This is a genomic window from Rathayibacter sp. VKM Ac-2805 (assembly GCF_009834265.1).
Classification (GTDB): Bacteria; Actinomycetota; Actinomycetes; order Actinomycetales; family Microbacteriaceae; genus Rathayibacter.
This window is the reverse complement of sequence record NZ_CP047185.1, coordinates 1,149,375-1,174,682: the sequence shown is the minus strand read 5'-3', so window position 1 is coordinate 1,174,682 and position 25,308 is coordinate 1,149,375. Positions and strand designations below refer to the sequence as shown.

Sequence of the window (25,308 nt, the reverse complement as noted above, 5' to 3'; positions counted from 1 at the left end):
CAGTCTCGCACGCTCCCGCGTCAGGAGCGGGCGTCGAGGACGCGCCGGAGCCAGTCGAACGACGCCTTGGGCACGCGGTCCCGGCTGCGCGTGTCGACGGCCACGAGCCCGTGCGGGCGGCTGTAGCCGTGCTGCCACTCGAACGCGTCGACCAGGGTCCAGAGCTGCACGGCCTCCACCGGCAGTCCGTCGTGGACGGCCTCGGCGAGAGCGGCCAGGTGCGCCCCGAGCCAGCGGATCCGCTCCGTGTCGACGATCGCACCCTCGCGATCGGGCTCGTCGGGGTAGCTCGCGCCGAGCGCGGTCACCACCAGCGGCGGCAGGGCGTCGCCGTAGCGCTCCACGAGGGACCGCAGCACCGAGACCACCGCCCAGGGTGCGACCGGCGAGCCGTCGCCCGTGCGGTCCAGCTCCGGCCAGGGCGCCGTGTGGAAGGGGAGCGCGGGAGGAGCGCCCACCCCGGTCGGCAGCGCCGGGTCGCGGCCCGCCACGATCCGCAGCGGCGGCAGCGGCGCGACCGCGTAGAAGTCGAGCGGAGCCGAGATGCGCGCGAGGTCGACCGGATCCGCCTGCGCGAGGGCGCCGAGGAACGGCGGCAGCTCCTCCGGTCCGACCGGGTAGGACCCGGTCAGCACGGCGTCGGCCACCAGGCGGTTCCGCAGGACGTCCGCCAGGGAGGCGAAGGCGCGGTCCCGGTCGTCGTCGGAGGCGGGCTCGACCGGCGCGAGCGCGTCGACGAGGCCGATCCTCCCGGTCACCTCCGCCGCCCGCAGCGCCTCCAGCGCCACGCCGTGCCCGAGGAGCTGGTGGTGCAGCGCCGGCAGGGCGCTGAACAGCCGGCCGGCGCCCGGCGCCTGCCGCGCGAGCGCGTAGCCCTCGAGCATCACCGTCGACGGCTGGTCGAGGGTGATCCAGTCGGCGACCCGGTCGCCGAACCGCCCGCCGAGCTCGAAGGCGAGATCGCCGAAGCGGAACGCGGTGTCGCGGTTCATCCAGCCGCCGCTGAGCGCCGACGGGGTGTCGCGGTGGTGCAGGGTCAGCGCGACCCGGATCCCCGTCTCGGCGAGCCCGTCGAGCAGGCGGTCGTAGAAGCCGAGCCCTCCGCGGTCGATCGGCCCGCGGCCGTCGGGCTGCAGCCGGGGCCACGAGACCGAGAGCCGGAGCTCGTCGACGCCGAGATCGACCAGCAGCGCGAGGTCCTCGCGCCAGCGCAGGAGGAAGTCCGTCGCGATCTCGGGAGTGGCCTCCTCGGCGATCGTCCCCCGTCGCAGCGCGAAGTCGTCCCACACCGACCGGCCCCGGCCGCCCGTCTCGAGGGAGCCCTCCGTCTGGAAGGCGCTCTGCGCCAGTCCGATGCGCAGCCCCGGCGGCAGGAGTGCGCCCAGCTCGCGCGGATCGTCGAAGCGCGCGGCCTCGACGCGCACCTCCCGCCGATCGCGCCCGCGGGCCTCGTCTTCGCGCATTCCACTGTCCTCCGGATCTGATCGACGGGTATATTCTCGCGGAAGCGCTCTCCCGGATCTCCCCGACTCCCCCGACCGGCTGAGACACCTCCTCCGGATGGTGTACATCCGGGAACAGTGGTGCGGCGCGCTTGACAGCTCCCCCCTGCCCCCGTGCAATGGACGCATCGTGAAATCGGGCGTCGACGTGGCAGTACCGGGGGGTTCACCGGTCGTGCCGGTGCCCCGACTCCGCCGATCCCCGCGGCGCACGGCCGCCCTGCTGCTGGTGCTCCTCGCGGCCGTCGCCTCCGTCTCCGGGCTGGCCGCGCCGGCCGCGCAGGCCGCCGCTCTCGCGATCATCGCTCCCTCCTCCGGCGCGGTCCTCAGCACGGGAGCGACGACGGTCACCGGCACGGCGACGGCCGGGGACCAGGTGCAGATCGGGCTCCGCGGCGGCGGCGACCCCCTCTGCATCACCACCGCGGGCCCCGACGGCGGCTGGAGCTGCGCCGTCTCCCTCGACGACGGGCCGGCGACCCTGGTCGCGGTGGAGCTCCTCGCCGGCGGCGGGACCACCTCGGCCGCCGTCCCGATCGCCGTCCTCAGCGCCCCCGTCATCGAGTCGGTCGACGGCTCGGCGACCTCCGCGGGCTCGGTCCGCGGCACGGCCTACCCCGGCGCGAGCGTCGCCGCGGTTTCGAACGGCGGCGCCGCGTGCCTGGCCACCGCCGACTCCGGCGGCGCATGGTTCTGCCAGCTCGCCCCCACTCCGGCGCCGGGCAGCTACCGCGTCACCGCGACGCAGACCGCCTCCTTCGCCGGCAGCGCCGCCTCGCCGGCCAGCGCGCCGGTGACCCTCGTGGTCGACACCGCTGCTCCTGCCGCCCCCGCCCTCACCTCGCCGTCGAACGGCGCCGCCCTGCCGCTCAGCGGCGCGTCCTACTCCGGGACGGGCGTGGACGGCACTCGCGCATACGTGTACGTGGACCGGGTCAACACCTGCGACGCGGCGGTCAGCGGAGGCGCCTGGAGCTGCACCGGCGGCACGATCACGGCGGGCGCGCACCGGGTCTCCGCCATCGCCGGCGACAGCGCCGGCAACTACAGCCCGCCGAGCCCCTGGATCGACGTGACCTTCGCGGCGGCGACGACCGCTCCCACCGGCACGCCCAGCGCGACGACGCCGGCCGCCCCCGGAGCCGCGCCCAGCGCGCCCGGGGCCGCCGCGTCTCCCGCTCCGAGCAGCGCGGCGCCGACCGCGTCCCCGTCACCCGTCCGCCCCGGGGAGGCCGCGCCCACGCCCGAGGACGAGCCGACCGCCGAGCCCACGGCAGCACCGGTCCCGGCTCCCGACCAGGACCTCGGTGACGCGCCGCCGCAGCCCGCCCCCGACGCCGGATCCGAGCCGGGCGGCTGGAGCTCGGCGACCGGGATGACCACCGCGCTGTCCGCCGGATCGCCGGTCGTCTCGATGGCCGACTGGATGCGCTCCCTCGCCCTCGCTCTGCTCTCGCTCGCCCTGGTCGTCGTGCCGGCCCGCCTCGCCGCGGCCGGGCGGGCGCCCCGCGCCGAGCGCAGCTGGCACCTCACGGGCCGCAACCGCGCCGCCGTCGAGTACGACGACAAGCCGGACACCGGTCCCGCCTCGCCGCGCCTGATGGTCGTCGGGATGATCGGCTGCGCAGCCGGCCTCGTCCTGCTCTCGGGACGCGTCGACGGCCAGCCCGCCTACCTGCGCCTGCTGATCGCCGTCATCGTGGCCGTCGCCGTGGTCAACGCGGTCGCCGCCGCCGTCCCCGCGCTGGTCGGCCGACGGATCGGCGTCAGCGGGATCGGCGTCGTCGCCGCTCCGCGCGCGCTGCTCCTGGTCGCGGCGGCCGCTCTCGTCTCGCGCTTCGCGGGACTGGACCCGGCGCTCCTCTTCGGCGTGGTGATCGGCCTCGTCCTCCCCGAGGGCGCATCCGCCGTCGACCGCGCGAAGCTCTCCACCGTCCGCGTCGTCTCGCTGCTGGGTCTCGCCGGACTCGCCTGGGGCGCCTCCGCCGTGGTCCCGCCCGACGGCTCGTTCGGCTCCGTGCTCGCCGCGGAGGTGCTCAGCGCGACCACGCTGATCTCGGTCGGCTCGAGCGTGGTGCTGCTGTTCCCGGTCGGGCGCCCCGCCGGCCGCAGCATCCTGCGCTGGTCCCCGCTGCTCTGGCTCGGGCTCACGCTCCTCGCGACGACCGTGCTGTTCGTGCTGCTCACCCCGACCATCGCGTCCTGGTCGACCGACGGCGGAGCGGGTCCGGTGCTCTTCGCCGTCGTCGCCTTCAGCGCGGTGTGCACGTCGATCTGGGCCTGGCGGCGCTTCGTCGAGTCGGAGTAGCCGGGCTCGGAGCCCGCTCAGCCGATCGAGACGGGCCGGTCGAGGTCGTCGCCCGGCAGCACGTCGGCCACGGCGCCGACGGTCAGCTCGCGCAGCGTCGCGATGCCGCCGTAGACGCCGAGGAACGCGGTGTCGGCCGCGTCGCGTCCCGTCGCGATCCGCACGAGGCTCGACCGCGGCGCGAGCGTCGTCGCGTCGACCGCCCGCCACTCCCCCTCGATCCAGGCCTCCGCGACCGCGTGGAAGTCCATCGGCTGCAGTCCCGGGGCGTACACGGCCGCCAGTCGAGCGGGCACGTCCAGCGCACGGAGGAGGGCGACGACGAGGTGCGCGAAGTCGCGGCAGACGCCGCGGCGGGCGAGCAGCGTCCGCTCGGCCCCGTCCGTCGGAAAGCTCGAGCCGGGGACGTACGCCAGCCGCGTGCCGACCCAGGAGCTCACCGCGTGCAGGAGGTCCGCCCCGGCGAGGCCGGCGAACTCGGCCCGGGCCGTCGCCCACAGCACGTCCGACTCGGCGTAGCGGCTCGGCCGCAGGTACCGCAGCCGGTCCACCTCGTCGCCCTCGAGCGGATCGAGGCGTCCCAGGACGCGCGCGGAGTAGTCCACGACGAGGTGCCCGACCGGCGCGTCGAGCACGTGCAGCCGGGTGCCGTGCTGGTCGATCACCTCGCGAGCGGCGAGCGGGCGGCCGTCGACGGTGAGCGTCAGCGACTCCTCCGCCCCATACGCGTCGGCCACCGCGATCGAGAGGACGAGGGCGGCCGGAGCCGCGACGTCGAGGGTCAGGTGGGCCGAGACGTCGCGCTGCATGGGGCTCTTCTCCGGGGCGTGGCGGGTGGGGGTCAGGCGCCCTGCTCGCCCTTCGGCGGCGGGGTGGGGGCGGCGTCCGGCTCCTGCACGAGCTGCAGCCCGCCGGACGAGTTCGCCGAGACGGTCAGCAGGTCGATCCAGGTGCGGTTGATCGAGGGGACCCGACCGCCGAAGTACTTGAAGTAGAGGGGCACGGAGGGGTCGAGCCAGATGCTCGACCGGCCGTCGCCGACCGCCGGGTCGTCCCGCCAGGAGAAGAAGAAGCTCTCTCGGCGGCGCAGCTTGTTGGCGATGACGATCTGGACGTGCGTGAGCGTGCGGTCGTCGAACTCGATCTCGACTCCCGAGGCTCCGTAGAGCAGCTTCCCCATGGGGGCCTCCCGGCCGCCCGTCGCCGGGCGGTGCATGACGGTGCCCGCGGGCACGAGAAGCGGGACCGTTCCGGCGCCCGCCGTGGACCGGGCGGCTCGCATCCGGACGCGGGCGCCCGGGCTCGGAACCGCCCGGTGACGACTCTAGGCGAGGCGGCGCGGGCGCGCGGGATCCTCGTCCGATTCCCGAACACCGGGCTCCTCCGGCCGGAAGGACGACCGGTCCGGAAGCGCACCCGGCGCCCTGTGGGATCCGGGCGAGACGCGCCGGGGCACTGCCGCGCGCATGTCGGAGGTCGGACGTACGGTACCCGCATGATCGAATGCGCACTCTGCGGAACCGACGCCGTCGTCCTCGACCGCTCCGGCGGCCGCGACACCGAGGAGGAGCTCGTCGTGCTCTGCGCCGACTGCACCCCGGGCGAGATCACCCAGGCCCTCGAGGCCGGGCTGCTCGAGCCCGCTCGACGCAGCGCGCACGCCCGCGCCGCCTAGAGAGCGGCGCGTCGGACGGAGTGCCCCCACTGGGACTCGAACCCAGACTGAGACGATTTTAAGTCGTCTGCCTCTGCCGATTGGGCTATGGGGGCGACCACCGGGAGGAACGACCCTCCCGGCGGCGGTGTCAGGACTTGGCGGGCTCGCCGCCGACCGGGACCGGAGCACCGGCCTGGCCGGGGATCTGCGCCGGGGCCTGCGCGGCCGGAGCCTCGGCGGCCGGGGCCGCCGGACGCGGACGCGACGCGTAGGTCTCGAAGGAGCCGCGGGGGTACTCGCGGGCCTCGATCGAGGCGATGTCGCGGCCGAGCCAGAGGTTGTTCCACCAGCCCCAGACCACGCGGAACTTGCGCTCCCACGAGGGCATGGCGAGACCGTGGTAGCCGCGGTGCATCACCCAGGCGGGGAAGCCCTTCACGGCGATCTTGCCGGACTGGAACACGCCGATGCCGATGCCCAGGCCCGCGACCGCGCCGAGGTTCTTGTGCACGTAGTCGACCGGCTCCTCGCCGCGGAGCACCGCGGTGATGTTCTTGGCCATGAGCTTGCCCTGGCGGACGGCGTGCTGGGCGTTCGGCACGCAGAAGCCGCCGACGCCGCCGCCGGTGAGGTCGGGGACGGCCGTCGCGTCGCCGGCGCCCCAGGCGCCCTCGACGAGCACGTCGTCGTGGCCGACGCGGAGGTCGGCGCGCACGCGCAAGCGGCCGCGCTCCTCGATGGGCAGGTCGGAGTTCTTGATCGACGGGTTCGCCATGACGCCCGCGGTCCAGATGATCAGGTCCGACTCGAAGCTCTCGCCCGTCGACAGCTGGATGACGCCGTTCTCGGCCGACTTGAGCTGCGTGTCGAGGTGCACGGTGGCGCCGCGCTGGTCGAGGTTCTTCAGCACCCAGTGGCTCGTCTCGAGGGCGACCTCGGGCATGATCCGGCCCATCGCCTCGATGAGGTGGAACTGCGTCTCCTCGAAGTCGATCTCGGGGTAGCGCTTGAGCAGCGCGCTCGCGAAGGAACGCAGCTCGGCGAAGACCTCGATGCCCGCGAACCCGCCGCCGACGACCGTGACGGTCAGCAGGCGCGAGCGCTCGGGGCCGGCGGGGAGCGACGCGGCCTTGTCGAAGTTCGTGAGCATGCGGTCGCGGATCGCGGTCGCCTCCTCGATCGTCTTCAGGCCGATCGCGTTGTCGGCGACGCCCGGGATCGGGAAGGTGCGCGAGACGGAGCCGGCGGTGACGACGATCTGGTCGTACTCGAACTCGTAGGGCTCGCCCACGGTCGGGGTGATCGTCGCGGTGCGGTTCGCGTGGTCGATCTTCGTCACCTTGGCGGCGAGGATCGCGGTCTTCTTGAGGTGGCGGCGGAGCGAGACGATCGCGTGGCGCGGCTCGATCGACCCCGCGGCGACCTCGGGGAGGAAGGGCAGGTACGCCATGTAGGGCAGCGGGTCGACGATCGTGACCTCTGCCTCGTGCGGGCGGAGCTGCTTCTCGAGCTTCCACGCGGTGTAGAAGCCGGCGTAGCCGCCTCCGACGATCAGGATTCTGGGCACGGTTGACTCTCCAAGAGGGATGGACAATGCGAACACCCTCACGCAATGCGAAGTGCCCGCTCTCGATGCGGTGGGCAGCACTGACCCCGACTGGGAATCAGCTTAGCGAAGAGCGCGCCGGTGGTGGCGCCTCCGTGGCTCCGGTAGGAGCGGCTACGCGTCGAGCGGCCTGCAGGCGCAGCGCTCGGGAGACCAGTCGGCGCGGGCCAGGGCCAGATCGCCGATCGGATTGACGCCGGGGCCCGCCGCGAGGGCGTGCGCGGCGAGGGCGTGGAGGCACTTCACCCGCGAGGGCATGCCCCCGGAGGAGATGCCCGCGATCTCGGGGACGGAGCCGACGCTCTCGCGGTCGGCCAGGAACGCCCGGTGCGCAGCGGCGTACGCCTCGCGCAGCTCCTCGTCCTCGGCGAGCATCGCGTTGTACTCGACCATGACCTGGGTGGCCTCGAGCTGCGAGATCGCGGCCGTCGCGGCGGGGTGGGTCAGGTAGTAGAAGGTGGGGAACGGCGTGCCGTCGGACAGGCGGGGGCTCGTGGAGACCACCGTCGGGTCGCCGCAGACGCAGCGGGCGCTGATCCCGACGACGTCCCGGGCGGGACGGCCCAGCTGGGCGGAGACGACCGCGATGTCGCGCTCGGACGGCGGATCGAAGGGGGGCGTGGTCACGGGGGCTCCAGAGGACGGACGGCCGGGAGGACGCTCCAGTGTACGCGGGGCCGGGCGGGAGCGACGGGGTCGGGCGGGAGCTACGGAGTCGGTGTCAGCTCATCGGCGGTCGGCTCGCCGAGGCCCGAGACCGCGATCGAGGACAGCAGGGATCCGGCCCAGTCGCTCGGGGTCTCCTGCACCGTGTCGCTCGCGGGCTGCTGCGCCTGCTGGGCGAGCGTCACGTCGTCGAGCACGAGGTAGCTCACCTCGCCGGGCATCACGAAGTACAGCCGCTCGCGGGCCTGCGCGCGGATGAACGCCGGGTCGGACCAGCGGGTGCGCTGCTCGTCGAGGTTCTGCGCCTGGGTCTTGGCCGCGTCGACCGAGCGCTGCAGCTCGGCGATCTCGGCGCGCTGCTCGACGAAGTTCTTGATGCTCGGGGCGAGCACGACCACCGCGAGGATCATGATCCCCATCACCAGCAGCGTGAAGCCCGAGCCGCGGACGCCGGCGATCCACGCGGACGAGGGCGGAGCGGGCGGCTGCTTCGGGCGGGGGGTGCGCGGGGCGGACGCGGCACGGGGCGCGGAGGGCGTGCGGGAGCCGGAGGCTCCTCGCTTCTTCCCGGCGGACGTCGTGCCGGCGGCCGGTCGCGCGGGCCTCTCGGGCACCGGGGCGGGCGCGGGCCGGCGGGGTGCGCTCCCGGGAGCGGAGGGGCGGCGGGGCGGACGGGCCATGGGCGGGTGCCTCCTCGATCGCGGCGGGGGAAGTGGAGCGGCCCCGGCGCCCGCACCGAGGTGCTGGGCTCCGGGGCCGGTCCGGCGTGCCGAGACTACGCGGAGAAGCGCGGGAAGGCGGAGCGACCCGCGTAGGTCGCCGCACCTCCCAGGATCTCCTCGATGCGCAGCAGCTGGTTGTACTTCGCGACGCGGTCCGAGCGGGCCGGGGCGCCGGTCTTGATCTGGCCGCCGTCCACCGCGACCGCGAGGTCGGCGATGGTGGTGTCCTCGGTCTCGCCGGAGCGGTGCGAGAGGATCGCGGTCATGCCGTTGCGCTGGGCCAGGGCCACGGCGTCGAGCGTCTCGGTGAGCGTGCCGATCTGGTTCACCTTGACCAGGATCGAGTTGCCGGCCTTCTCGGCGATGCCGCGGGCGAGGCGCACCGGGTTGGTGACGTACAGGTCGTCTCCGACGAGCTGCACCTTGTCGCCGATGGCCGCGGTGAGGTGGGTCCAGCCGGCCCAGTCGTCCTCGTCCAGCGGGTCCTCGATCGAGACCAGCGGGTAGTTGGCGACGAGGTCGGCGTAGTAGGAGGAGAGCTCCTCGGCCGAGAGCTTCTTGCCCTCGAACGTGTAGGCGCCGTCCTCGTAGAACTCCGAGGAGGCGACGTCGAGCGCGAGCCCGATGTCCTTGCCGGGGGTGAAGCCGGCGGCCTCGACGGCCTTGAGGATGAAGTCGAGCGCCTCGCGGTTGGTGGGCAGGTCGGGGGCGAAGCCGCCCTCGTCGCCGAGGCCGGTGGCGAAGCCGGCCTTCTTCAGCTGCGCCTTGAGCGCGTGGTAGATCTCGACGCCCCAGCGCAGGCCCTCGGAGAAGGACTCGGCGCCCAGCGGGACGGCCATGAACTCCTGGATGTCGACGCCGGTGTCGGCGTGCGCGCCTCCGTTGATGATGTTCATCAGCGGCACGGGCAGGGTGTGCGCGTTCGGGCCGCCGACGTAGCGGAACAGGTCGAGGTCCGACGACTGCGCGGCGGCCTTGGCCACGGCGAGGCTGACGCCGAGGATCGCGTTCGCGCCCAGGCGGGACTTGTTCTCGGTGCCGTCGAGCTCGATCAGCTCGGCGTCGACGAGGCGCTGGTCGGTGGCGTCGAAGCCCTCGATGGCCGGCCCGATCTCGTCGATGACGGCGTCGACGGCCTTCTGCACGCCCTTGCCGAGGTAGCGGTCGGAGTCGCCGTCGCGGAGCTCGTACGCCTCGAACGCGCCGGTGGAGGCGCCGGACGGGACGGCCGCTCGCGAGGACGCGCCGTCCTCGAGCAGGACCTCGACCTCGACCGTGGGGTTGCCACGGGAGTCCAGAATTTCTCGGGCGACGACTGCCTCGATAAGGGCCACAACTATCTCCTCTTGACGGGTGGGCTCCCGGAGACGGGAGCGGTCGGGAAGGAGTCTACTGACCGCCTCCGAAGCGCAGGAGACCGCGGCCGGTCGTAGACTCCCAGGGCCCGATCGCCGGACGGCCCGGGCGCACCCGCCGACCCGGAGGTTCCCCGTGACCACGACCGCCGCCGACCACGTCGACCGTCTCACCGCCGTCGTCCCGGACTTCCCGAGCCCGGGCATCCTGTTCCGCGATCTCACGCCGGTCTTCGGCGACGGCGAGGCCCTGCGGGCGGTGGCCGACGCGCTGATCGAGCCCTACCGCGGCCGGATCGACGCGATCGCGGGCGTGGAGGCGCGCGGCTTCCTGCTCGCCGCAGCAGCCGCCTACTCGGCCGGTCTCGGCGTCGTCACCGTCCGCAAGCCCGGCAAGCTCCCGCGGGCCGTGCTGCGCGAGCAGGCGACCCTCGAGTACGGCGAGACGATGCTGGAGGTGCACGAGGACGCGGCGCCCCGCGGCTCGCGGCTGCTGCTGGTCGACGACGTGCTGGCGACCGGGGGCACGCTCGACGCGAGCCGCCGCCTGATCGAGCGCGCAGGGTGGAGCCTCGAGGGGATCGCGGTGGTCATGGAGCTCGACGGGCTCGGCGGCCGCGAGGTGCTGGCCGGCCACCGCGTCGACGCGATCGTCACCGTCTGACCCGGCCCCGTCGCTCCGCTCCCCCTTCCCTCCCCCTTCTCGCGAGACACCACCGGGGTATGCGACCCACCGGGCGAGCCGCACTCGAGTGGCGTCCCGCGGAAGGGGGAAGGGACGGGGTCAGGTGAGGGAGAGGGACATCCGGGAGAGGACGAAGGTCTCGAGCACCTGCACGAGCATGTAGAGCACGAGCGAGACGCCGGTCACGAGCACGACCGCCGACCAGACGTCCGCGAATCGGGCCTGGGCGGACCAGGCGTTGATCGCCCCGCCGATGCCCGCACCGGTGGAGAGCCACTCGGCGAGCAGCGCGCCCGTGATCGCTCCGGGCACCGAGATGCGGATCGCGGCGAAGAGCGAGGGCAGCGAGCCGGGGATGGCCACCTTGCGGATCGCGGTGAGAGTGCTGCCGCCGTAGACCGCGACCACGTCGAGCATCTGCGGGGAGGCGTTGTTGAGGCCGAAGGCGATCGTCACCAGCGCGGGGAACAGGACGACGATCCCGCCGATGACCGCGACCGAGGCGATCGAGCCGGTCCCGAAGACCAGGATGATCAGCGGCGCCATCGCGATCAGCGGCACCGAGCGCAGCAGCATCGCGAACGGCATCAGCGCGTGCTCGATGCCCTTCGACAAGCGGAACAGGATCGCGCCGAGGATCGCCACGACCAGGCCGGCCGCGAAGCCGATCAGTGCGTCGCCCATGGTCACGGCGAAGAGGCCGCCCAGCTCGGCGCGGTGCTCCGCGGCCTTCGCATCGGTCACCAGGTGCTGCCAGACGTCCCACGGGCCCTTGACCACGTAGGGCGAGACTCCGCTGAAGAGGACCACGCCGATCCAGATCGCCAGCACGATCACGATCGTCGACAGGGCGACGAGCAGGCTCTTGCGCAGGCTCTTGAGAGTCGCGCCGAGGGCGGCCGTGCGCAGCTGGCGCCGCAGCTCGTCGACCGCGAGGATCGACGTGGCCGTGGACTGCTCCGTGCGGTCGGGGACGGTGGTCGTCATGGTCATGCCCGCTTTCCGGAGGACCAGGGCGCGATGAGGCGCCCGATCAGTCCGACGATGCCGTAGCCGAGGAGCGCGACGCCCGCGCAGAGGAGGAAGAGCGCCCAGACGCGGGGCGAGTTCAGCGAGACCTGCGCCGCGACCAGGATCGGGCCCACGCCCGTCTCGATCTTGCCGAAGTACTCGCCGAGGATCGCGCCGAGGAAGGCCGCGGGCACCGCGATCTGCAGCGCCGACAGGATGTTGGGCAGCGCCGCGATCAGACGCACCTTGCGCAGCTGGGTGAAGCGCGAGCCCCCGTAGACCGTGACGACGTCGAGCGCCGCCTTGTCGGCCGCCTTCAGCCCGAGGAGGCTGCCGACGACCGTGGTGAAGAACACCGAGAGGCCGGCCAGGAAGATCGCCGTCGCGCTCGCCTTCCCGGGAGCGTCCGCACCACCGAGGATCAGCAGCACGATCGCTCCGATGGCGACGATCGGCACGCAGTAGGTGATGACCGCGAGCTGCGAGACGACCCCCTCCAGCCAGGGCAGGACCAGCACGAGCGCCGAGAGCACCAGCGCGAGGAGGTTGCCCCAGAAGTAGCCGACGGCCGCCTCGCCGATCGTGACGGAGAAGTTGCGCCAGTAGAAGCCGGCGCCGTCCTCCATCGCGGTCTGCACGACCTGCACGGGAGTGGGGACGGGCGCGTAGGTCGCGGCGCCGGTGGGCGCGGTGACGAGCGCCACGATCCACCAGACGGCGACGATCGCGGCGACGCCGATCAGCCCGGTGAGCCACGGAGGCAGGGACAGGGCGCGGCGCGGGGCCGCGGGGAGCGTGGTGGCCACGGTGCCTCCTAGACGCGGTCGTCCGCGGCCGCGCCGCCGTCGCCGAACAGCAGCTCGGAGGCCTGGTCGACGTAGGCGTGGAACTCGGGGGTGCGCTGCATCTCGGGGGTGCGCGGGCGGGGGAGGTCGATGTCGATGATCTCCTTCACCCGTCCCGGGCGCGGGCTCATCACCGCGACGCGGTCCGAGAGGAAGATCGCCTCCGAGATGCCGTGCGTGACGAGGAGCGTCGTGGCGGGCTTCTCGGTCCAGATCCGCAGCAGCTCGAGGTTGAGCTTCTGCCGCGTCATGTCGTCGAGGGCGCCGAACGGCTCGTCGAGCAGCAGGACCTCGGGCTTGAGGATCAGGCACCGCGCGATCGACACGCGCTGGCGCATGCCGCCCGAGAGCTGGGCCGGCTTGGCCTTCTCGAAGCCGCGGAGGCCGACGAGGTCGATCAGCTCGTCGATGTAGGACTGGTCGACGCTCTTGCCCGCGATCTCGAACGGCAGGCGGATGTTCGCCATGACGCTGCGCCACGGCAGGAGCGCGTGGTCCTGGAAGGCGATGCCGAGCTTGTTGTCGCGGCGCAGCTCCTGGGGAGTGCGGCCGTCGACCCGGATGGAGCCGGACGTCGGCTCCTCCAGCCCCGCGAGGATGCGCAGGATGGTCGACTTGCCGCACCCCGACGGGCCGAGCAGGGCGAGGAAGCTGCCCTGGTCGGTGTGGAGGTCGGTGTCCTGCAGCGCCGCGACGCTGCGCGAGCCCATCCGGAACGTCTTCGACAGGCCGTGGATCTGGATGCCGGTGCCGCCGGCACCCTGGTCGCGCAGGGTGCCGGCGTCGGTCGTGTCGGTCACGAGTGGTGCCCTTCGTGGATCAGGATCAGGCCGCGTACTTCATCAGCTCGGGGTTCTCCTCGTAGACCTCGTCCAGGAGGGTCAGATCGAAGAGGTCCTCGGCCGTGACGTCGATCCCGGCGCCCGCGAGGGACGCGATGGTCTCGGACTGCAGCGTCTCGGAGATGGTGAAGAGGCCGTTCGAGACCGTCTCGTCCGAGACGACCAGCTCCTCGGCCTGGATGGTGGCGCCCTTCTTGGAGGACTCCTCGTTGAGGCCGAGGTCCTTGCCGTAGTTCTCGACGGCGAGCATCGCGCCCCCCTCCGGGTCGTTGACGGCGTCGGTCCAGCCCTTGATCTCGGCGACGAGGAACGCCTTCAGAGCGTCGCGCTTCTCAGCGATCGCCTGCTCCGACACCGAGAAGGTCTCGGCGACGAAGGGGAGGCCGTTGTCGGCGAAGGGCAGGTTGACGACCTCGTAGCCCTCGGCCGCGACCGTGATGGCCTCGTTCGTCAGGTAGGCGATGAAGCCGTCGACGGTGCCGTTGACGAGCACGGAGGGGTCGTACTCGACGGGGACGACCGTGAGGTCGGACTCGGAGAGGCCGTTCGCGGCGAGCAGCGCCTGGAACAGGGAGGTGTTCGAGGCCTGGACGCCGATCTTCTTCCCGGCGAGGTCGGCCGGAGTGGCGATGTTGCCGGCGGTCTTGATCGAGAGGACCGTGAAGGGGTTCTTCTGGTAGGTCGCGCCGATGATCTTGAGCGGGGCCTCCTGCTGGGCGATCGCGGTGCCGATCGAGACGGCGTCGCTGAGCGCGACGTCCGCGCTGCCCGAGAGGAGCTCGGCCACGCCCGTCGAGGGGCCGGGGGTGAGCGTCACTCCCGCGAGGCCGGCCTCGGTGAAGTAGCCCTTCGAGTCGGCGAAGAACTCGCCCGCGAACTCCTCGTTCTTGATCCAGGAGAGCTGGACCTTGAGGGTGCCGAGGTCGCCGCCGTCCGCGGCGGACGCACCGGAGGAGTCGGAGGCGCAGGAGGCGAGGACGGAGGCGCCGCCGATCGCGAGGCCGGCGACACCCGCCAGGCGGAGGAGGCTGCGGCGGTCGAAGGCCGGGAGGGAGCGGAGGGGCGACAGGGTCAAGGGGACTCCTCGGGTGGGGATCGTCAGGGCTGCTGCGGTGCGGTGCGCGGGGTCGCGACGGGGTGCCCGTGCAGGCGCGCCAAGCCGCGCCGATCGGGTGCCTCGACGCTATCCGGGGGAGATTTCTCGGGTGTGTCCGCAGATTTCGCGGGTATTAAGGCTCTCACGGATCCGACAAGGATCCGACCAGATCGGCATGATCCCCTGACGGATCATCTGAGACCCTGTTCAGGCCTCACAGGACGGCCCCGGCCCCTCCCACGGGCGCGGCTCAGCGCAGGCGGCCGGCGTCGCTCACCCGGCGCCGCCGGCGCGGATCAGCCGAGGTCCTTGAAGGAGAGGTCGGCGGCGGAGGCGGCGTCCCGCGGAACGAGCGCGAAGCGCGTGAAGCCCGCGGCGACCGCGCGGTTCAGCAGCGGGGCGAGGTTCTTCGCCCGGCGCTCGAGGCGCACGCGCGAGCCCCGGACGATCAGCTCCTGCTTGAGCGCGAGCAGCAGCTCGGGCGCCGCGTCGCGCTCGTGGACGAGGACGACGGCGTCGGGACGCTCGACGACGGCACCGCCGATCAGCTCGACGATCCGCTCGAAGCCGATCGAGAAGCCGCAGGCCGGCACGTCCTGACCGAGGAAGCGGCCGATCATCCCGTCGTACCGCCCGCCTCCGCCGACCGAGGAGCCCGAGGACGGGTGCGCGATCTCGAAGATCGTGCCTGTGTAGTAGCCCATGCCCCGCACGAGCGTCGGGTCGAAGCGGAGCGAGACGCCGGCGGGCAGCGAGCGCAGCGACCGGGCCAGGGTCTCGAGCGCGAGCACCGCCTCCGGGTCGATGCCCTCGGGCAGCACGTCGAGGATCGCGGACTGCTCGAGCGCCACTCCCCCGGCGGCGACCGCCTCCTCGATCCGCGCGAGGTAGCCCCCGAGGACCGCGGCCGCGTCGGGCCCGTCGGCCTCGAGCTCGGCGACGACCCCGGCGGCACCGATCTTGTCGAGCTTGTCGATCGAGATCAGCGCCGGGCCGAAGCGCTCGGGGGCGAAGCCGCAGTGCTCGAGGATTCCGGTGAGGATGCGGCGGTCGTTGATCCGGATGGTGCAGTCCTCGAGGCCCAGGGCGTCGAGCGCCGCCGCGGTCGCCGTGATGAGCTCGACCTCGGCCAGCTGCCCGGGCTCGCCGATGATGTCGATGTCGCACTGCACGAACTGGCGGTACCGCCCCTTCTGCGGGCGCTCGGCGCGCCACACCGGCGCGATCTGCACCGAGCGGAAGACGGCCGGCAGCTCGGCGCGGTGCGAGGCGTAGAAGCGGGCGAGAGGCACCGTGAGGTCGAAGCGCAGGCCGAGGTCGGCGAGGGCGGACGCGTCGTCGACCGCCGCCAGGTCGTCGCGGGTGAGCCCGCGGCGCAGGACGCTGAAGGCGAGCTTCTCGTTGTCGCCGCCGAGCCCGGAGTGGAGGCGGTCGAAGTCCTCGACCACGGGCGTCTCGATCTCGTCGAACCCGTGGGAGGCGTACACGCGGCGGATGACGCCGAGCGCGTGCTCGCGCTTCGCCTTGTCGGCGGGGAGGAAGTCGCGCATGCCGCGGGGCGGGGTGATCGGGGAGGCCATGACGGCGATTCTCCCAGATCGGCCGGGGCGGGCCGGCGGACGCCTCAGTCCGCGCGCCGCTCCTGCTCCACCGCGCGGATCTCGTCCTGCAGGTCGCGCGTCGCGGTGCGGAGCGCACGCTCGGCGTCGAGCCCCTGGGCGCGGGCGGAGGCGACGATGGCCAGCAGCAGCGGGCCGAGGTCCTCCTCCGACTCGATGGGAAGCGGGCCCTGGCCGGCGTCCACGACGCCCAGCGAGGTCGCCTTGCCGATCACCTTGTCGGCGAGCGCGAGAGCCGGCATGCCCTGCGGGATCCCGTCGAGCACGCTCGTGCGGTGCGGCTTCTCGGTGCGCTTGAGCTCGTCCCACACCGCGATGACGTCGTCGGCCGTCTCGGCCGTGGCGTCGCCGAACACGTGCGGGTGGCGGCCGATCATCTTGGCGTTCATGTGCGCCGCGACGTCCTCGATGGTGAAGGGCTCGGCGCTCTCGGCCGCCAGGTCGGCGTGGAAGAGCACCTGGTAGAGGACGTCGCCGAGCTCCTCGATCAGGTCGGCCCGGTCCCCCGCCTCGATGGCGTCGACGAGCTCGTGCGACTCCTCGATCAGGTAGCGCACGAGCGACTCGTGGGTCTGCTCGGCGTCCCACGGGCAGCCGCCCGGGGCGCGGAGGACGTGGACGGTGCGGATGAGCTCGTCGAGCCGGGGATGCGCGGTCACCCCGCCATCCTCGCATCCGGTCCGGCCGCCTCCGCGGACATCCGGGCGGCGCGGGCGCCCGGGAGCCTCAGGCCCGCGCGAGACGCCGCCGCGCGACGAGGAGGCAGCCGCCGGCGACGAGCGGCACCGCGGCGAGGAGCCCGGGTGACGCCGCGACGGACACCGCGGTCGAGGCGCTGACGAGTGCACCCGCCAGGTTCCAGAGGACCACCGCGACTCCCGCGCCGTCCCCGATCGGGAGCGGCAGCGGGCTGAGCAGCTGCGGCGGCAGCGGACCCCGGGTCGCGTCCATCGCCCGCGCGGCGACTCCGGCGACGGCGGTCGCGGCGGCCACCGGCACCGCCGCGCCCGGGAGCAGCAGCGAGGCGGCGAGGGCGCCGAGCACCGCGACTCCGACCGCGAGCACCAGAGGGAGCACGGCGTGCAGGAGGAGCAGCTCGAACGGACCGGGGGCGAGGAGCGCCGGCTGCCCCGCTGTCGCGGCGGCGTGGCGGAAGCCGTCGCTCCAGACGCCGGCGCCGAGGTAGGCGAGCACGCCCGCCACGGCGGCCGGGAGCGCGAGGAGGGAGGACGGCACGACCGCGGCGAGCACGGCGGCGGCGCCGGCAACGGCCAGGGCGACGACCGCGACCGCCGAGCGTCCGGGAGTGCGCAGCGCGCCGATCGCGTCGCGCACCGGCACCGCGAGGGCGAACGGGGACAGGCGGACCGCTCGGAGCCCCCGCCCGATCGCCGGGAGGGCGCGGTACCCGTCGAGCGACTCGGCGAGGTCGCCCGTCACTCCGAGCCGAGCGGTCGCCGACCACTGCCGGGCCTGGGCGAGGAGCCGAGGTCCGCGCGCGGCGTCGAGCAGCCGGGGCGCCGCGGCCAGGAGGACCGCGGCCGACGCGAGCAGCACGGTCGCGGCGCGCACTCCCTCCGCTCCGCTCACGGCCGAGGCGAGGAGGCCGCCCGGGGTGGGCGCACCGGGCAGGAGGGCCCCGAGGACCGCGAGGGAGGCGAGGAGGCCCGCCGCGAGCGCGGGGAGGCGCGAGGGCAGGCACTGACCGGCGAGCCAGGCGACGGCGAGGAGGCCGGCGAACGCGGCGCCGCCGGCGACGGCCGCGAGGAGCGGCGCGGCGGCGGCGAGGGCGAGGAGCGACGCGACGGCGGAGCAGCACGCCACGAGACCGGCCGACGCCCGGACCACGGGTCGGCGGAGCACCGACCAGCGGCGCAGATCGGTCGCGAGCAGCACGGCCGTGGTGTGCGGCTCGCCCACCGCGGGTCCGCGCACCCGGCCCAGGAGCACGGCGGCGGGCAGGGCGAGACCCGCGGCGAGGGCGATCAGCGGCTCCGGCGCGGCTCCCGCCTCGGCGGCGAGGAGCGCGAGGGCCCGGGCGACGGGGAGGACGACGACGAGGACGGTCATCGCGGCGAGGTAGCCCGCGTAGGCGCGCGGACTCGGCGGAGCCGCGGCGCGGTGCCGGTGCAGAGCCCGCACCTCGGCGACGCGGGCCCCCTCCGCGCGCGTCACGCCCGCTCCAGCTCGACGACCCGCGCGCCCAGGCCCTCGATCAGCACGGGGCTGTGGGTCGCGACGACGAGCGCCCGGGACGCGGCTGCGCGCCGCAGCACCTCCGCGACCAGCGGCACCCGCTCGACGTCGAGCCGCTGCTCCGGCTCGTCGAGCAGCAGCACCGCCGAGGGCCGGGCCAGCACGAGCGCGAGGGAGAACAGCTGCGTCTGCCCGGAGGAGAGCTCGTGCGGGAAGCGGCGGGCGAGCGGAGCGAGCGCGAGCGCGTCGAGACCAGCCGCGGCCTCGCGGCGGGCGACGGAGACCGGCGCGCCCCACGAGACGGCCACCATCGCGAGGTGCTCCTCGAGGGTCAGGTCCCGCTCGAAGGGAGGGGTGCCGATCAGGGCGGCGACGGCGCGGCGGTGGGCGGCGGAGCGCTCCTCCGGGGCGCGCCCGGCCACCGCCACGACTCCCTCGCTCGGAGCGGTGAGGCCGGCGATCACCCGCAGGAGCGTGGTCTTGCCGGTGCCGTTGCGGCCCGTCACCGCGACGCGCTCCCCCGCCTCCACCTCGAGCGAGCACGGCGCGAGCAGCTCGACGCCCGAGGCGCGCACCGCGACCCCGCGGACGGCGACCAGCGGGCCGGCGAGCGGCTCCGGCTCGCGGGGGCGTCGGGCGGCGAGGAGCGGCATGCCCTCCATCCTGCCAGCGCGCCCTGCCGCAGCGGCGACGGCCGCCGGAGCGGGGCGGCGCGCCACCGGGGAGCGCCGCCCCGAGGACCTCAGACGGTGACCGGCTCCGGGAACAGCGAGTCCAGGAGCGACGCCACCCACTGGATGAGCGCCCGGTCGCCGAGCGGGACGCCGTCGAGCACGGGCATCGGCACGACGACCGCGTCGGCCTGCTGCAGGTACTTCGCGGTCGGGTACATCCGGCGCAGGCGCACCTGGATCGAGTCGGGCAGATGAGCGGGAGCCACGCGGACGTTCGAGCCCATCGCGACCACGTCGCTCAGGCCCGCCTTCTGTGCGCGCATCCGCAGCCTCGACACCAGGATGAGGTTCTCGACCGCCTCGGGCAGCTCGCCGTAGCGGTCGGTCAGCTCCTCGACCACGAGGTCGATGCTCCCCTCCTTCGCCGTCGGCGACGACGCGGCCGACAGCTTCTGGTACGCCTCCAGGCGCAGCCGCTCGCTGTCGACGTACTCCTCCGGGATGCGCGCGTCGACGGGCAGCTCGAGCCGCAGCTCGGTCTGCCCCTCGGCGACCTCGCCGCGGAAGGTGTCGACGGCCTCGCCGATCATCCGCAGGTAGAGGTCGAAGCCCACGCCCTGGATGTGCCCGGACTGCTCGCCGCCGAGGAGGTTGCCCGCACCGCGGATCTCGAGGTCCTTCAGCGCGATCTGCATGCCGCCGCCGAGGTCCGAGTTGGCGGCCAGCGTCTGCAGCCGGTCGTGCGCGGTCTCGCTCAGCGGCTTCGTCTCGTCGTAGAGGAGGTAGGCGTAGGCGCGCTCGCGGCCGCGGCCGACCCGCCCGCGCAGCTGGTGCAGCTGCGAGAGACCGTACTTGTCGGCGCGGTCGACGATCAGCGTGTTGGCGTTCGGGATGTCGAGGCCGGTCTCGACGATCGTCGTCGACACCAGGACGTCGAACTTGCGCTCCCAGAAGTCGACGATGATCCGCTCGAGCTGCGACTCGCTGAGCTTGCCGTGCGCGACCGCGATCCGCGCCTCGGGCACCAGCTCGGCGAGCTGCGAGGCGACGCGGTTGATCGTCGAGACGCGGTTGTGCACGAAGAACACCTGGCCCTCGCGCAGGAGCTCCCGGCGGATCGCGGCCGACACCTGCTTCTCGGAGTAGGGGCCGACGAAGGTGAGGATCGGGTGGCGCTCCTCCGGCGGGGTCGCGAGGGTCGACATCTCGCGGATGCCGGTCACCGCCATCTCGAGCGTCCGCGGGATGGGCGTGGCGCTCATCGAGAGGATGTCGACGTTCTTCTTCAGCGCCTTGAGCTTGTCCTTGTGCTCGACGCCGAAGCGCTGCTCCTCGTCGATCACGAGCAGGCCGAGGTCCTTGAAGACGATGTTGTCGCTGAGGAGCCGGTGGGTCGCGATGACCATGTCGACGGTGCCGTCGGCCAGGCCCTCGATCGTCTCCTTCGACTCCTTCGCGCTCTGGAACCGGCTGAGCGCCCGCAGGTGGACGGGGAAGCCGGCGAAGCGCTCCTGGAACGTCTCGAGGTGCTGGCGGACGAGCAGCGTGGTCGGCACGAGCATCGCGACCTGCTTGCCGTCCTGGATCGCCTTGAACGCGGCGCGCACGGCGACCTCGGTCTTGCCGAAGCCGACGTCGCCCGAGAGCAGACGGTCCATCGGGATCGGCCGCTCCATGTCGGCCTTGACCTCGTCGATGACGGTGAGCTGGTCGGGGGTCTCGGCGAACGGGAACGCCTCCTCCAGCTCGCGCTGCCAGGGGGTGTCCGGCGGGAACGCGTGCCCGCGGGAGGCCATCCGGGCGGAGTAGAGCTTCACGAGCTCGACCGCGATGTCGCGGACCGCGCGGCGGGCCTTGCTCTTGGCCTGCGCCCAGTCGCTCCCGCCCATCTTGCTCAGCGCCGGAGCCTCGCCGCCGACGTAGCGGGAGAGCAGGTCGAGCTGGTCCGTGGGGACGAGCAGCTTGTCGCCCGGGAAGCCGCGCTTGCTGGGGGCGTACTCGAGCACCAGGTACTCGCGGCGGGTCTTGATCGCGTTGCGGCCCCCGCTGGAGACCTCGCGCTGAGAGAGCTCCACGAACCGGCCGATGCCGTGGGTGGCGTGCACCACGAAGTCGCCGGGCGTGAGCTGCAGCGGGTCGACGACGTTCTTGCGGCGCGAGGCGAGCTTCTTCACCGCTCGGGAGTCGTAGCCGACGGTGCGGCCGTAGAACTCCGTGTCGGTGAGCAGGGCGAGCTTCGCCTCCTCCACCTCGAAGCCGTGATCGACGGAGGCCTGGACCACGTAGGCCAGACCCGTCTCGAGCCCGGCGGGGAGGTCGGCGACGATGCGGGCGGCGACCTCGTGCTCGGCGAGGACCTGGTCGGTGCGCTCGACCGTGCCGGTGCCGGGCGCGGTCAGGACCACGGTCCAGCCGTCGGCCAGGCGCGCGCGGACGTGGGCGAGGGCGCCCTCGACGCTCGCTCCGAATCCGGGGACCGGCTCGCCCTCGACGCGGACGGCGAGGATCTCGTCGATCCCGAGCTCCTCCGGCAGCACCTCGGCCTCGCCCGCGGCGGGGCCCTGGCGGAACGTGCTCATCGTCCACCAGGGGTGGTCGGGAGCGTCGGCGCCCGGGGCGCTGAGCTTCACGGAGTCGCGGAGCGCGCCGAGCGAGATGAACTCGCCCGAGGCGAGGTCGATGGGGGCCTCGGCGCCGGCGGTCGCCGCGCTCCAGGCCGCCTGCAGGAACTCGCGGTTCGTCTCGGCGAGGCTGATCGCCCGCGTCGCCACGCGCTCGGGGGCGAGGACAGCGACGGCCGCCCCCTCGGGGAGGTAGTGCGAGATCGGGACCAGCCGCTCCAGCAACGCGGGGGCGAGCGACTCCATCCCCTCGACCGGGATGCCCTCGGCGATCTTCGCGAGCATCGCCGACAGGCTCGGGAACTCGTGCAGCATCTCGCGGGCCCGCTGCCTCACCGCGGGCACCAGCAGCAGCTCGCGGCTCGGCGGGAGGACCACCGAGTCGGCCTCGCCCGGGAGCGAGCGCTGATCGGCCACGGAGAAGCCGCGGATGGAGTCGACCTCGTCGCCGAAGAAGTCCACTCGGCTCGGATGCTCGGCCACCGCCGGGAAGACGTCGAGGATGCCGCCGCGCACGGCGAACTCGCCGCGGCGCGTGACCATGTCGACCCGGGCGTAGGCCAGGTCGACCAGCTCGGAGGAGATGCGGCCGAGGTCGTAGCCGCGGGCGCCCTTCACGAGTCGGATCGGCTCGATGTCGGCGAGGTTGTCGGCGACCGGCTGCAGCGCCGCGCGCACGGAGGCGACCACCACGAGGGGCCGCTCGCCCGACCACTGCTTCATCCGCCGCAGCGCGTCCAGGCGCCGCCCCACGATCTCGGCGCTCGGGCTGAGGCGCTCGTGCGGCAGCGTCTCCCAGGCCGGGAACTCGACGACGTCCGCGTCCGGCAGCATGCAGCCGAGGGAGGCGCGCACGTTCTCGGAGTCGCGGCCCGTGGCCGTGACCACCAGCGCCGCCTGCGGACGTCCCGCCTCCGCGCGCCTCTCGATCAGCCCCGCGAGCAGGGGGACCCGGAGGCCGTCGGCCACCGAGAAGTCGGCGTCCCGCACCGCGTACGCGAGAGCATCGTCGAACGTGGAGGCGCGCGACAGCGCCGAGATGATCTCGTTGAGGGGCACGGATCCAGTTTACGGCCGCCCCGCGGGCCGACCGCCGAGGGAAACCCGAACCGTCGAGGAAGCCCGGGGCTGCGGTCTCCCTCGCCGTCCGGGGTCCCCTCGGTGGAGGGCGGGTCAGGCGCTGGTGTGGAACTTCAGCTGGGCGGCGGAGAGGCCGGAGTCGGCGATGAGCTCGACGGCGTCGGCGGCGTCCGAGACCAGGATCGGGAGCGCCTCGCGCTCCGGGCCTGCGAAGTCCTTCAGCACGAAGTCGGCGGCCTGCTGGCGGCCCGGCGGGCGGCCGATGCCGACCCGCACGCGCAGGAACTCGGCTCCTCCGGTCGCCGCGAGGATGTCGCGGATGCCGTTGTGCCCTCCGTGACCGCCGCCCTGCTTGAGGCGCAGGCTGTCGAAGGGGATGTCGAGCTCGTCGTGCACGACGATCAGGTGCGCCGGGTCGACCGAGTAGAAGTCGAGCAGCTGCGCCGTCGGCCCGCCGGAGAGGTTCATGAAGCTGTTGGGCTTGCCCAGCACGAGCTTCGGCCCGCCCGGGCGGAGGAAGCCCTCGGCGACCACGGCGTTGGCGCGGTTGTGCCGGCGGAACGAGCCGCCGATCCGCGTCGCGAGCTCGTCGAGCACCATCTGGCCGACGTTGTGCCGGTTGCGCGCGTACTGCGCGCCCGGGTTGCCCAGTCCGACGACCAGCCAGGTGTCACCCATGTCGTTCCTCTTCCTCGGGGGCGGCGGAGGGACTCCCCCGCCGGACGCGGAACGGGCCCGCCGCGGCTGCGAGCGGGCCCGTTCCCGGGGTGGTGCGGACTACTCCGCGGTCTCGGCGACGACGTCGCCCGAGGCCGGGGTCTCGTCGTCCTCGCCCAGGTCCTGCTCGACCTCGGCGGTGACGTTGACGATGAGGATCTCGGCGTCGGTGACCAGCGTGGCGCCCTCGGGGAGCGTGACGTCGGCGGCGGTGATCTGCGTGCCGGCCTCGAGGCCCTCGACGGAGACGACGATGTTCTGCGGGATGCGCGTGGCGTCGACCTCGAGCGAGAGGGTGTTCGACTCGATCGAGACGAGGGTGCCGGGAGCGGCGTCGCCCTCGACGTGCACGGGGATGTCCACCTCGACCTTCTCGCCCTTGTTGATGACGACGAGGTCGATGTGCTCGATGATCTGGCGCACCGGGTCGCGCTGGATGTCCTTCACCAGCGTGGTCTGCGCGGCGCCCTCGATGTCGAGCTCGAGGATCGCGTTCGCCTTGCGGGTGAGCAGGAGCACCTGGTGGCCCGGGAGGGTGAGGTGCTGGGGCTCGGTGCCGTGGCCGTAGAGGACCGCGGGGATCTTGTCCTGCGCGCGGATCTTGCGGGCGGCGCCCTTGCCGAACGAGGTGCGGACCTCGACGACGACCTTGTTGGTCAGTTCAGCCATGATGTTCTCCTTGGGCGGCGCGCACGCCACCGGATCGGGTCGTGGCCTGCGGCCACGGACGGTTTGTCGACTCGAACGCATGTCAGCGTGAGGAGAAGTCCGTGGCGCCCCGTGGGGGCCTCGCCTGCTTCCACCGCGTCGATCACGGATGCACGTGCATCCCTCGCCGAAGTTCAGCTGCCGATCCTACCCGGCATCGCGGCCGCCCGCCAGCAGAGCGGTCGCGCCGCCGGACTCGGAGCCGGACGTCCAGGCGGACCGCCTACCGTGCGGGTATGACGAGCGACGACTTCGGCTCCTACGTCGAGAAGAACGGCTTCCACCGCGACACGAACTACATCCCGACGCGGATCACCGCCGACGGCCGCGACGGGTACCCGGTGGAGGCGGGGCGCTACCGCCTCGTCGTCTCCCGTGCCTGCCCGTGGGCGAACCGCGCCGTGATCGTGCGGCGCCTGCTCGGGCTCGAGGACGCCCTCTCGATGGGCATCTGCGGGCCGACGCACGACAAGCGCAGCTGGACCTTCGACCTCGACCCGGGCGGGCTCGACCCGGTGCTGGGCATCCCCCGCCTCCAGGACGCGTTCTTCGCCCGCTTCCCCGACTACCCGCGCGGGATCACCGTCCCGGCCCTCGTGGACATCCCGAGCGGCCAGGTCGTCACCAACGACTACCCGGTGATGACGCTCGACTTCTCCACCGAGTGGACCGCGTTCCACCGCGACGGCGCCCCCGACCTCTACCCCGAGGAGCACCGCGAGGAGATCGACGAGATCGCCGAGCTGGTCTTCCACGACGTGAACAACGGCGTCTACAAGTGCGGCTTCGCCGGGTCGCAGCGCTCCTACGACCGGGCCTACGACCGCCTCTGGGCGCGGCTGGACTGGCTGGAGGAGCGGCTGAGCACCCGCCGCTACCTGGTCGGCGACACCATCACCGAGGCGGACGTGCGGCTCTTCACGACGCTCGCCCGCTTCGACGCCGTCTACTACAGCCACTTCAAGGCCAACCGGAACCTGCTGTCGGCGATGCCCGCGCTCTGGGGCTACGCGCGCGACCTGTTCGCCACTCCCGGGTTCGGCGACACGATCGACTTCACCCACATCAAGTCGCACTACTACGAGGTGCAGCGGGACATCAATCCGACCGGCGTCGTCCCCAAGGGCCCGGACCTCTCCGGCTGGCTCGTCCCCTCGCGCCGCGAGGAGCTCGGCGGCCGCCCGTTCGGCGACGGCACTCCCCCGCCGCCGCCGATCCCGTCGGAGCGCGTCCCCCTCGGCCACGGCGCCTGACCGGTTCCGGTCGCGGTCGTCGCGGCGCGCGCAAGACCGTGCGCGCGCCGCACGACCGATGTGCAGCCGGGAGACGGCTCGGACCCGGGCTCCCCGGAGCGACCCGGGGCTAGCCTGGGCTCGCCCCTGAACGCGAACGTCGAGG

The 25,308-nt window shown here is 73.3% G+C and carries 22 protein-coding genes and 1 tRNA gene; 4 read left to right on the top strand and 19 right to left on the bottom strand.

Annotated features, from left to right (window positions below):
* Nucleotides 1–20: 20 nt before the first annotated feature.
* Complete coding sequence (locus tag GSU40_RS05415; RefSeq protein ID WP_160033998.1) at nucleotides 21–1,463, bottom strand: family 1 glycosylhydrolase; 1,443 nt, start codon at nucleotides 1,461–1,463, stop codon at nucleotides 21–23.
* Nucleotides 1,464–1,683: 220 nt separating this feature from the next.
* Here GSU40_RS05415 and GSU40_RS05410 point away from each other — a divergent pair, with 220 nt between their 5' ends.
* Nucleotides 1,684–3,810, top strand: coding sequence for a hypothetical protein (locus GSU40_RS05410; protein WP_160033996.1), 2,127 nt, complete (start codon nucleotides 1,684–1,686; stop codon nucleotides 3,808–3,810).
* Between the two features lie 17 nt (nucleotides 3,811–3,827).
* Here the strand turns inward: GSU40_RS05410 and GSU40_RS05405 are convergent, their stop codons facing one another.
* Both GSU40_RS05405 and GSU40_RS05400 read right to left on the bottom strand, forming a co-directional pair.
* Nucleotides 3,828–4,619: a transglutaminase family protein gene (locus tag GSU40_RS05405; RefSeq protein WP_160033994.1), complete on the bottom strand. Its 792-nt coding sequence runs from the start codon at nucleotides 4,617–4,619 to the stop codon at nucleotides 3,828–3,830.
* A gap of 32 nt (nucleotides 4,620–4,651) precedes the next feature.
* Nucleotides 4,652–4,990 (bottom strand): ATP-dependent DNA ligase, encoded by a 339-nt coding sequence (locus GSU40_RS05400; RefSeq protein ID WP_068211888.1) that lies wholly within the window; start codon nucleotides 4,988–4,990, stop codon nucleotides 4,652–4,654.
* 315 nt (nucleotides 4,991–5,305) lie between these two features.
* Between GSU40_RS05400 and GSU40_RS05395 the strand changes: the two genes are divergently transcribed.
* Complete coding sequence (locus GSU40_RS05395; protein WP_104225020.1) at nucleotides 5,306–5,485, top strand: hypothetical protein; 180 nt, start codon at nucleotides 5,306–5,308, stop codon at nucleotides 5,483–5,485.
* A gap of 21 nt (nucleotides 5,486–5,506) precedes the next feature.
* On the opposite strand, the gene GSU40_RS05390 is transcribed toward GSU40_RS05395, so the two are convergent.
* The 5 genes from GSU40_RS05390 to eno form a co-directional block, all read right to left on the bottom strand.
* A tRNA-Leu gene (locus GSU40_RS05390) sits at nucleotides 5,507–5,580 on the bottom strand.
* Between the two features lie 35 nt (nucleotides 5,581–5,615).
* Nucleotides 5,616–7,034 carry an NAD(P)/FAD-dependent oxidoreductase gene (locus GSU40_RS05385; protein WP_104225019.1) on the bottom strand — a complete coding sequence of 473 codons (1,419 nt, stop codon included), beginning with the start codon at nucleotides 7,032–7,034 and terminating at the stop codon, nucleotides 5,616–5,618.
* Nucleotides 7,035–7,187: 153 nt separating this feature from the next.
* Entirely contained in the window at nucleotides 7,188–7,700 is a 513-nt protein-coding gene (locus GSU40_RS05380; protein WP_104227430.1) for a DUF501 domain-containing protein, read from the bottom strand.
* Nucleotides 7,701–7,780: 80 nt separating this feature from the next.
* The gene (locus GSU40_RS17055; protein WP_244229607.1) at nucleotides 7,781–8,419 is read right to left on the bottom strand and encodes a septum formation initiator family protein; all 639 of its coding nucleotides are present in this window, start codon (nucleotides 8,417–8,419) and stop codon (nucleotides 7,781–7,783) included.
* Nucleotides 8,420–8,514: 95 nt separating this feature from the next.
* Nucleotides 8,515–9,795 carry a phosphopyruvate hydratase gene (eno, locus tag GSU40_RS05370; protein ID WP_104222361.1) on the bottom strand — a complete coding sequence of 427 codons (1,281 nt, stop codon included), beginning with the start codon at nucleotides 9,793–9,795 and terminating at the stop codon, nucleotides 8,515–8,517.
* A gap of 157 nt (nucleotides 9,796–9,952) precedes the next feature.
* On the opposite strand from eno, the gene GSU40_RS05365 reads away from it, so the two are divergent.
* The gene (locus GSU40_RS05365) at nucleotides 9,953–10,480 is read left to right on the top strand and encodes an adenine phosphoribosyltransferase (protein ID WP_104274327.1); all 528 of its coding nucleotides are present in this window, start codon (nucleotides 9,953–9,955) and stop codon (nucleotides 10,478–10,480) included.
* A 120-nt stretch (nucleotides 10,481–10,600) separates the two neighbouring features.
* Here GSU40_RS05365 and GSU40_RS05360 read toward each other — a convergent pair whose 3' ends face one another.
* The 11 genes from GSU40_RS05360 to GSU40_RS05310 form a co-directional block, all read right to left on the bottom strand.
* Nucleotides 10,601–11,494, bottom strand: coding sequence for an ABC transporter permease subunit (locus GSU40_RS05360; protein ID WP_104222359.1), 894 nt, complete (start codon nucleotides 11,492–11,494; stop codon nucleotides 10,601–10,603).
* The gene (locus tag GSU40_RS05355) at nucleotides 11,491–12,318 is read right to left on the bottom strand and encodes an ABC transporter permease subunit (RefSeq protein ID WP_244229606.1); all 828 of its coding nucleotides are present in this window, start codon (nucleotides 12,316–12,318) and stop codon (nucleotides 11,491–11,493) included. Before GSU40_RS05355 ends, GSU40_RS05360 begins: the two co-directional genes overlap by 4 nt.
* 8 nt (nucleotides 12,319–12,326) lie before the next feature.
* On the bottom strand, nucleotides 12,327–13,067 hold the full coding sequence (locus tag GSU40_RS05350) for an ABC transporter ATP-binding protein (RefSeq protein WP_104222373.1): 741 nt from the start codon (nucleotides 13,065–13,067) through the stop codon (nucleotides 12,327–12,329).
* Nucleotides 13,068–13,182: 115 nt separating this feature from the next.
* Nucleotides 13,183–14,274: an ABC transporter substrate-binding protein gene (locus GSU40_RS05345; RefSeq protein ID WP_244229605.1), complete on the bottom strand. Its 1,092-nt coding sequence runs from the start codon at nucleotides 14,272–14,274 to the stop codon at nucleotides 13,183–13,185.
* Between the two features lie 317 nt (nucleotides 14,275–14,591).
* Nucleotides 14,592–15,875: a histidine--tRNA ligase gene (gene hisS, locus GSU40_RS05340; RefSeq protein ID WP_160033992.1), complete on the bottom strand. Its 1,284-nt coding sequence runs from the start codon at nucleotides 15,873–15,875 to the stop codon at nucleotides 14,592–14,594.
* Nucleotides 15,876–15,919: 44 nt separating this feature from the next.
* On the bottom strand, nucleotides 15,920–16,573 hold the full coding sequence (locus GSU40_RS05335) for a MazG family protein (protein WP_104222356.1): 654 nt from the start codon (nucleotides 16,571–16,573) through the stop codon (nucleotides 15,920–15,922).
* A gap of 67 nt (nucleotides 16,574–16,640) precedes the next feature.
* Nucleotides 16,641–18,089 carry a hypothetical protein gene (locus GSU40_RS05330; RefSeq protein ID WP_160033990.1) on the bottom strand — a complete coding sequence of 483 codons (1,449 nt, stop codon included), beginning with the start codon at nucleotides 18,087–18,089 and terminating at the stop codon, nucleotides 16,641–16,643.
* Nucleotides 18,086–18,763 carry an ATP-binding cassette domain-containing protein gene (locus GSU40_RS05325; protein ID WP_160033988.1) on the bottom strand — a complete coding sequence of 226 codons (678 nt, stop codon included), beginning with the start codon at nucleotides 18,761–18,763 and terminating at the stop codon, nucleotides 18,086–18,088. The genes GSU40_RS05330 and GSU40_RS05325 overlap by 4 nt, the downstream gene beginning before the upstream one ends.
* An 89-nt stretch (nucleotides 18,764–18,852) precedes the next feature.
* Nucleotides 18,853–22,464, bottom strand: a complete 3,612-nt coding sequence (gene mfd, locus GSU40_RS05320) for a transcription-repair coupling factor (protein WP_104248107.1) — start codon at nucleotides 22,462–22,464, stop codon at nucleotides 18,853–18,855.
* Nucleotides 22,465–22,578: 114 nt separating this feature from the next.
* Complete coding sequence (gene pth / locus GSU40_RS05315) at nucleotides 22,579–23,163, bottom strand: aminoacyl-tRNA hydrolase (protein ID WP_104238998.1); 585 nt, start codon at nucleotides 23,161–23,163, stop codon at nucleotides 22,579–22,581.
* A gap of 99 nt (nucleotides 23,164–23,262) precedes the next feature.
* The gene (locus GSU40_RS05310) at nucleotides 23,263–23,871 is read right to left on the bottom strand and encodes a 50S ribosomal protein L25/general stress protein Ctc (protein WP_104233682.1); all 609 of its coding nucleotides are present in this window, start codon (nucleotides 23,869–23,871) and stop codon (nucleotides 23,263–23,265) included.
* A 275-nt stretch (nucleotides 23,872–24,146) separates the two neighbouring features.
* Here GSU40_RS05310 and GSU40_RS05305 point away from each other — a divergent pair, with 275 nt between their 5' ends.
* Entirely contained in the window at nucleotides 24,147–25,163 is a 1,017-nt protein-coding gene (locus tag GSU40_RS05305; RefSeq protein WP_160033986.1) for a glutathione S-transferase C-terminal domain-containing protein, read from the top strand.
* Nucleotides 25,164–25,308: the final 145 nt, after the last annotated feature.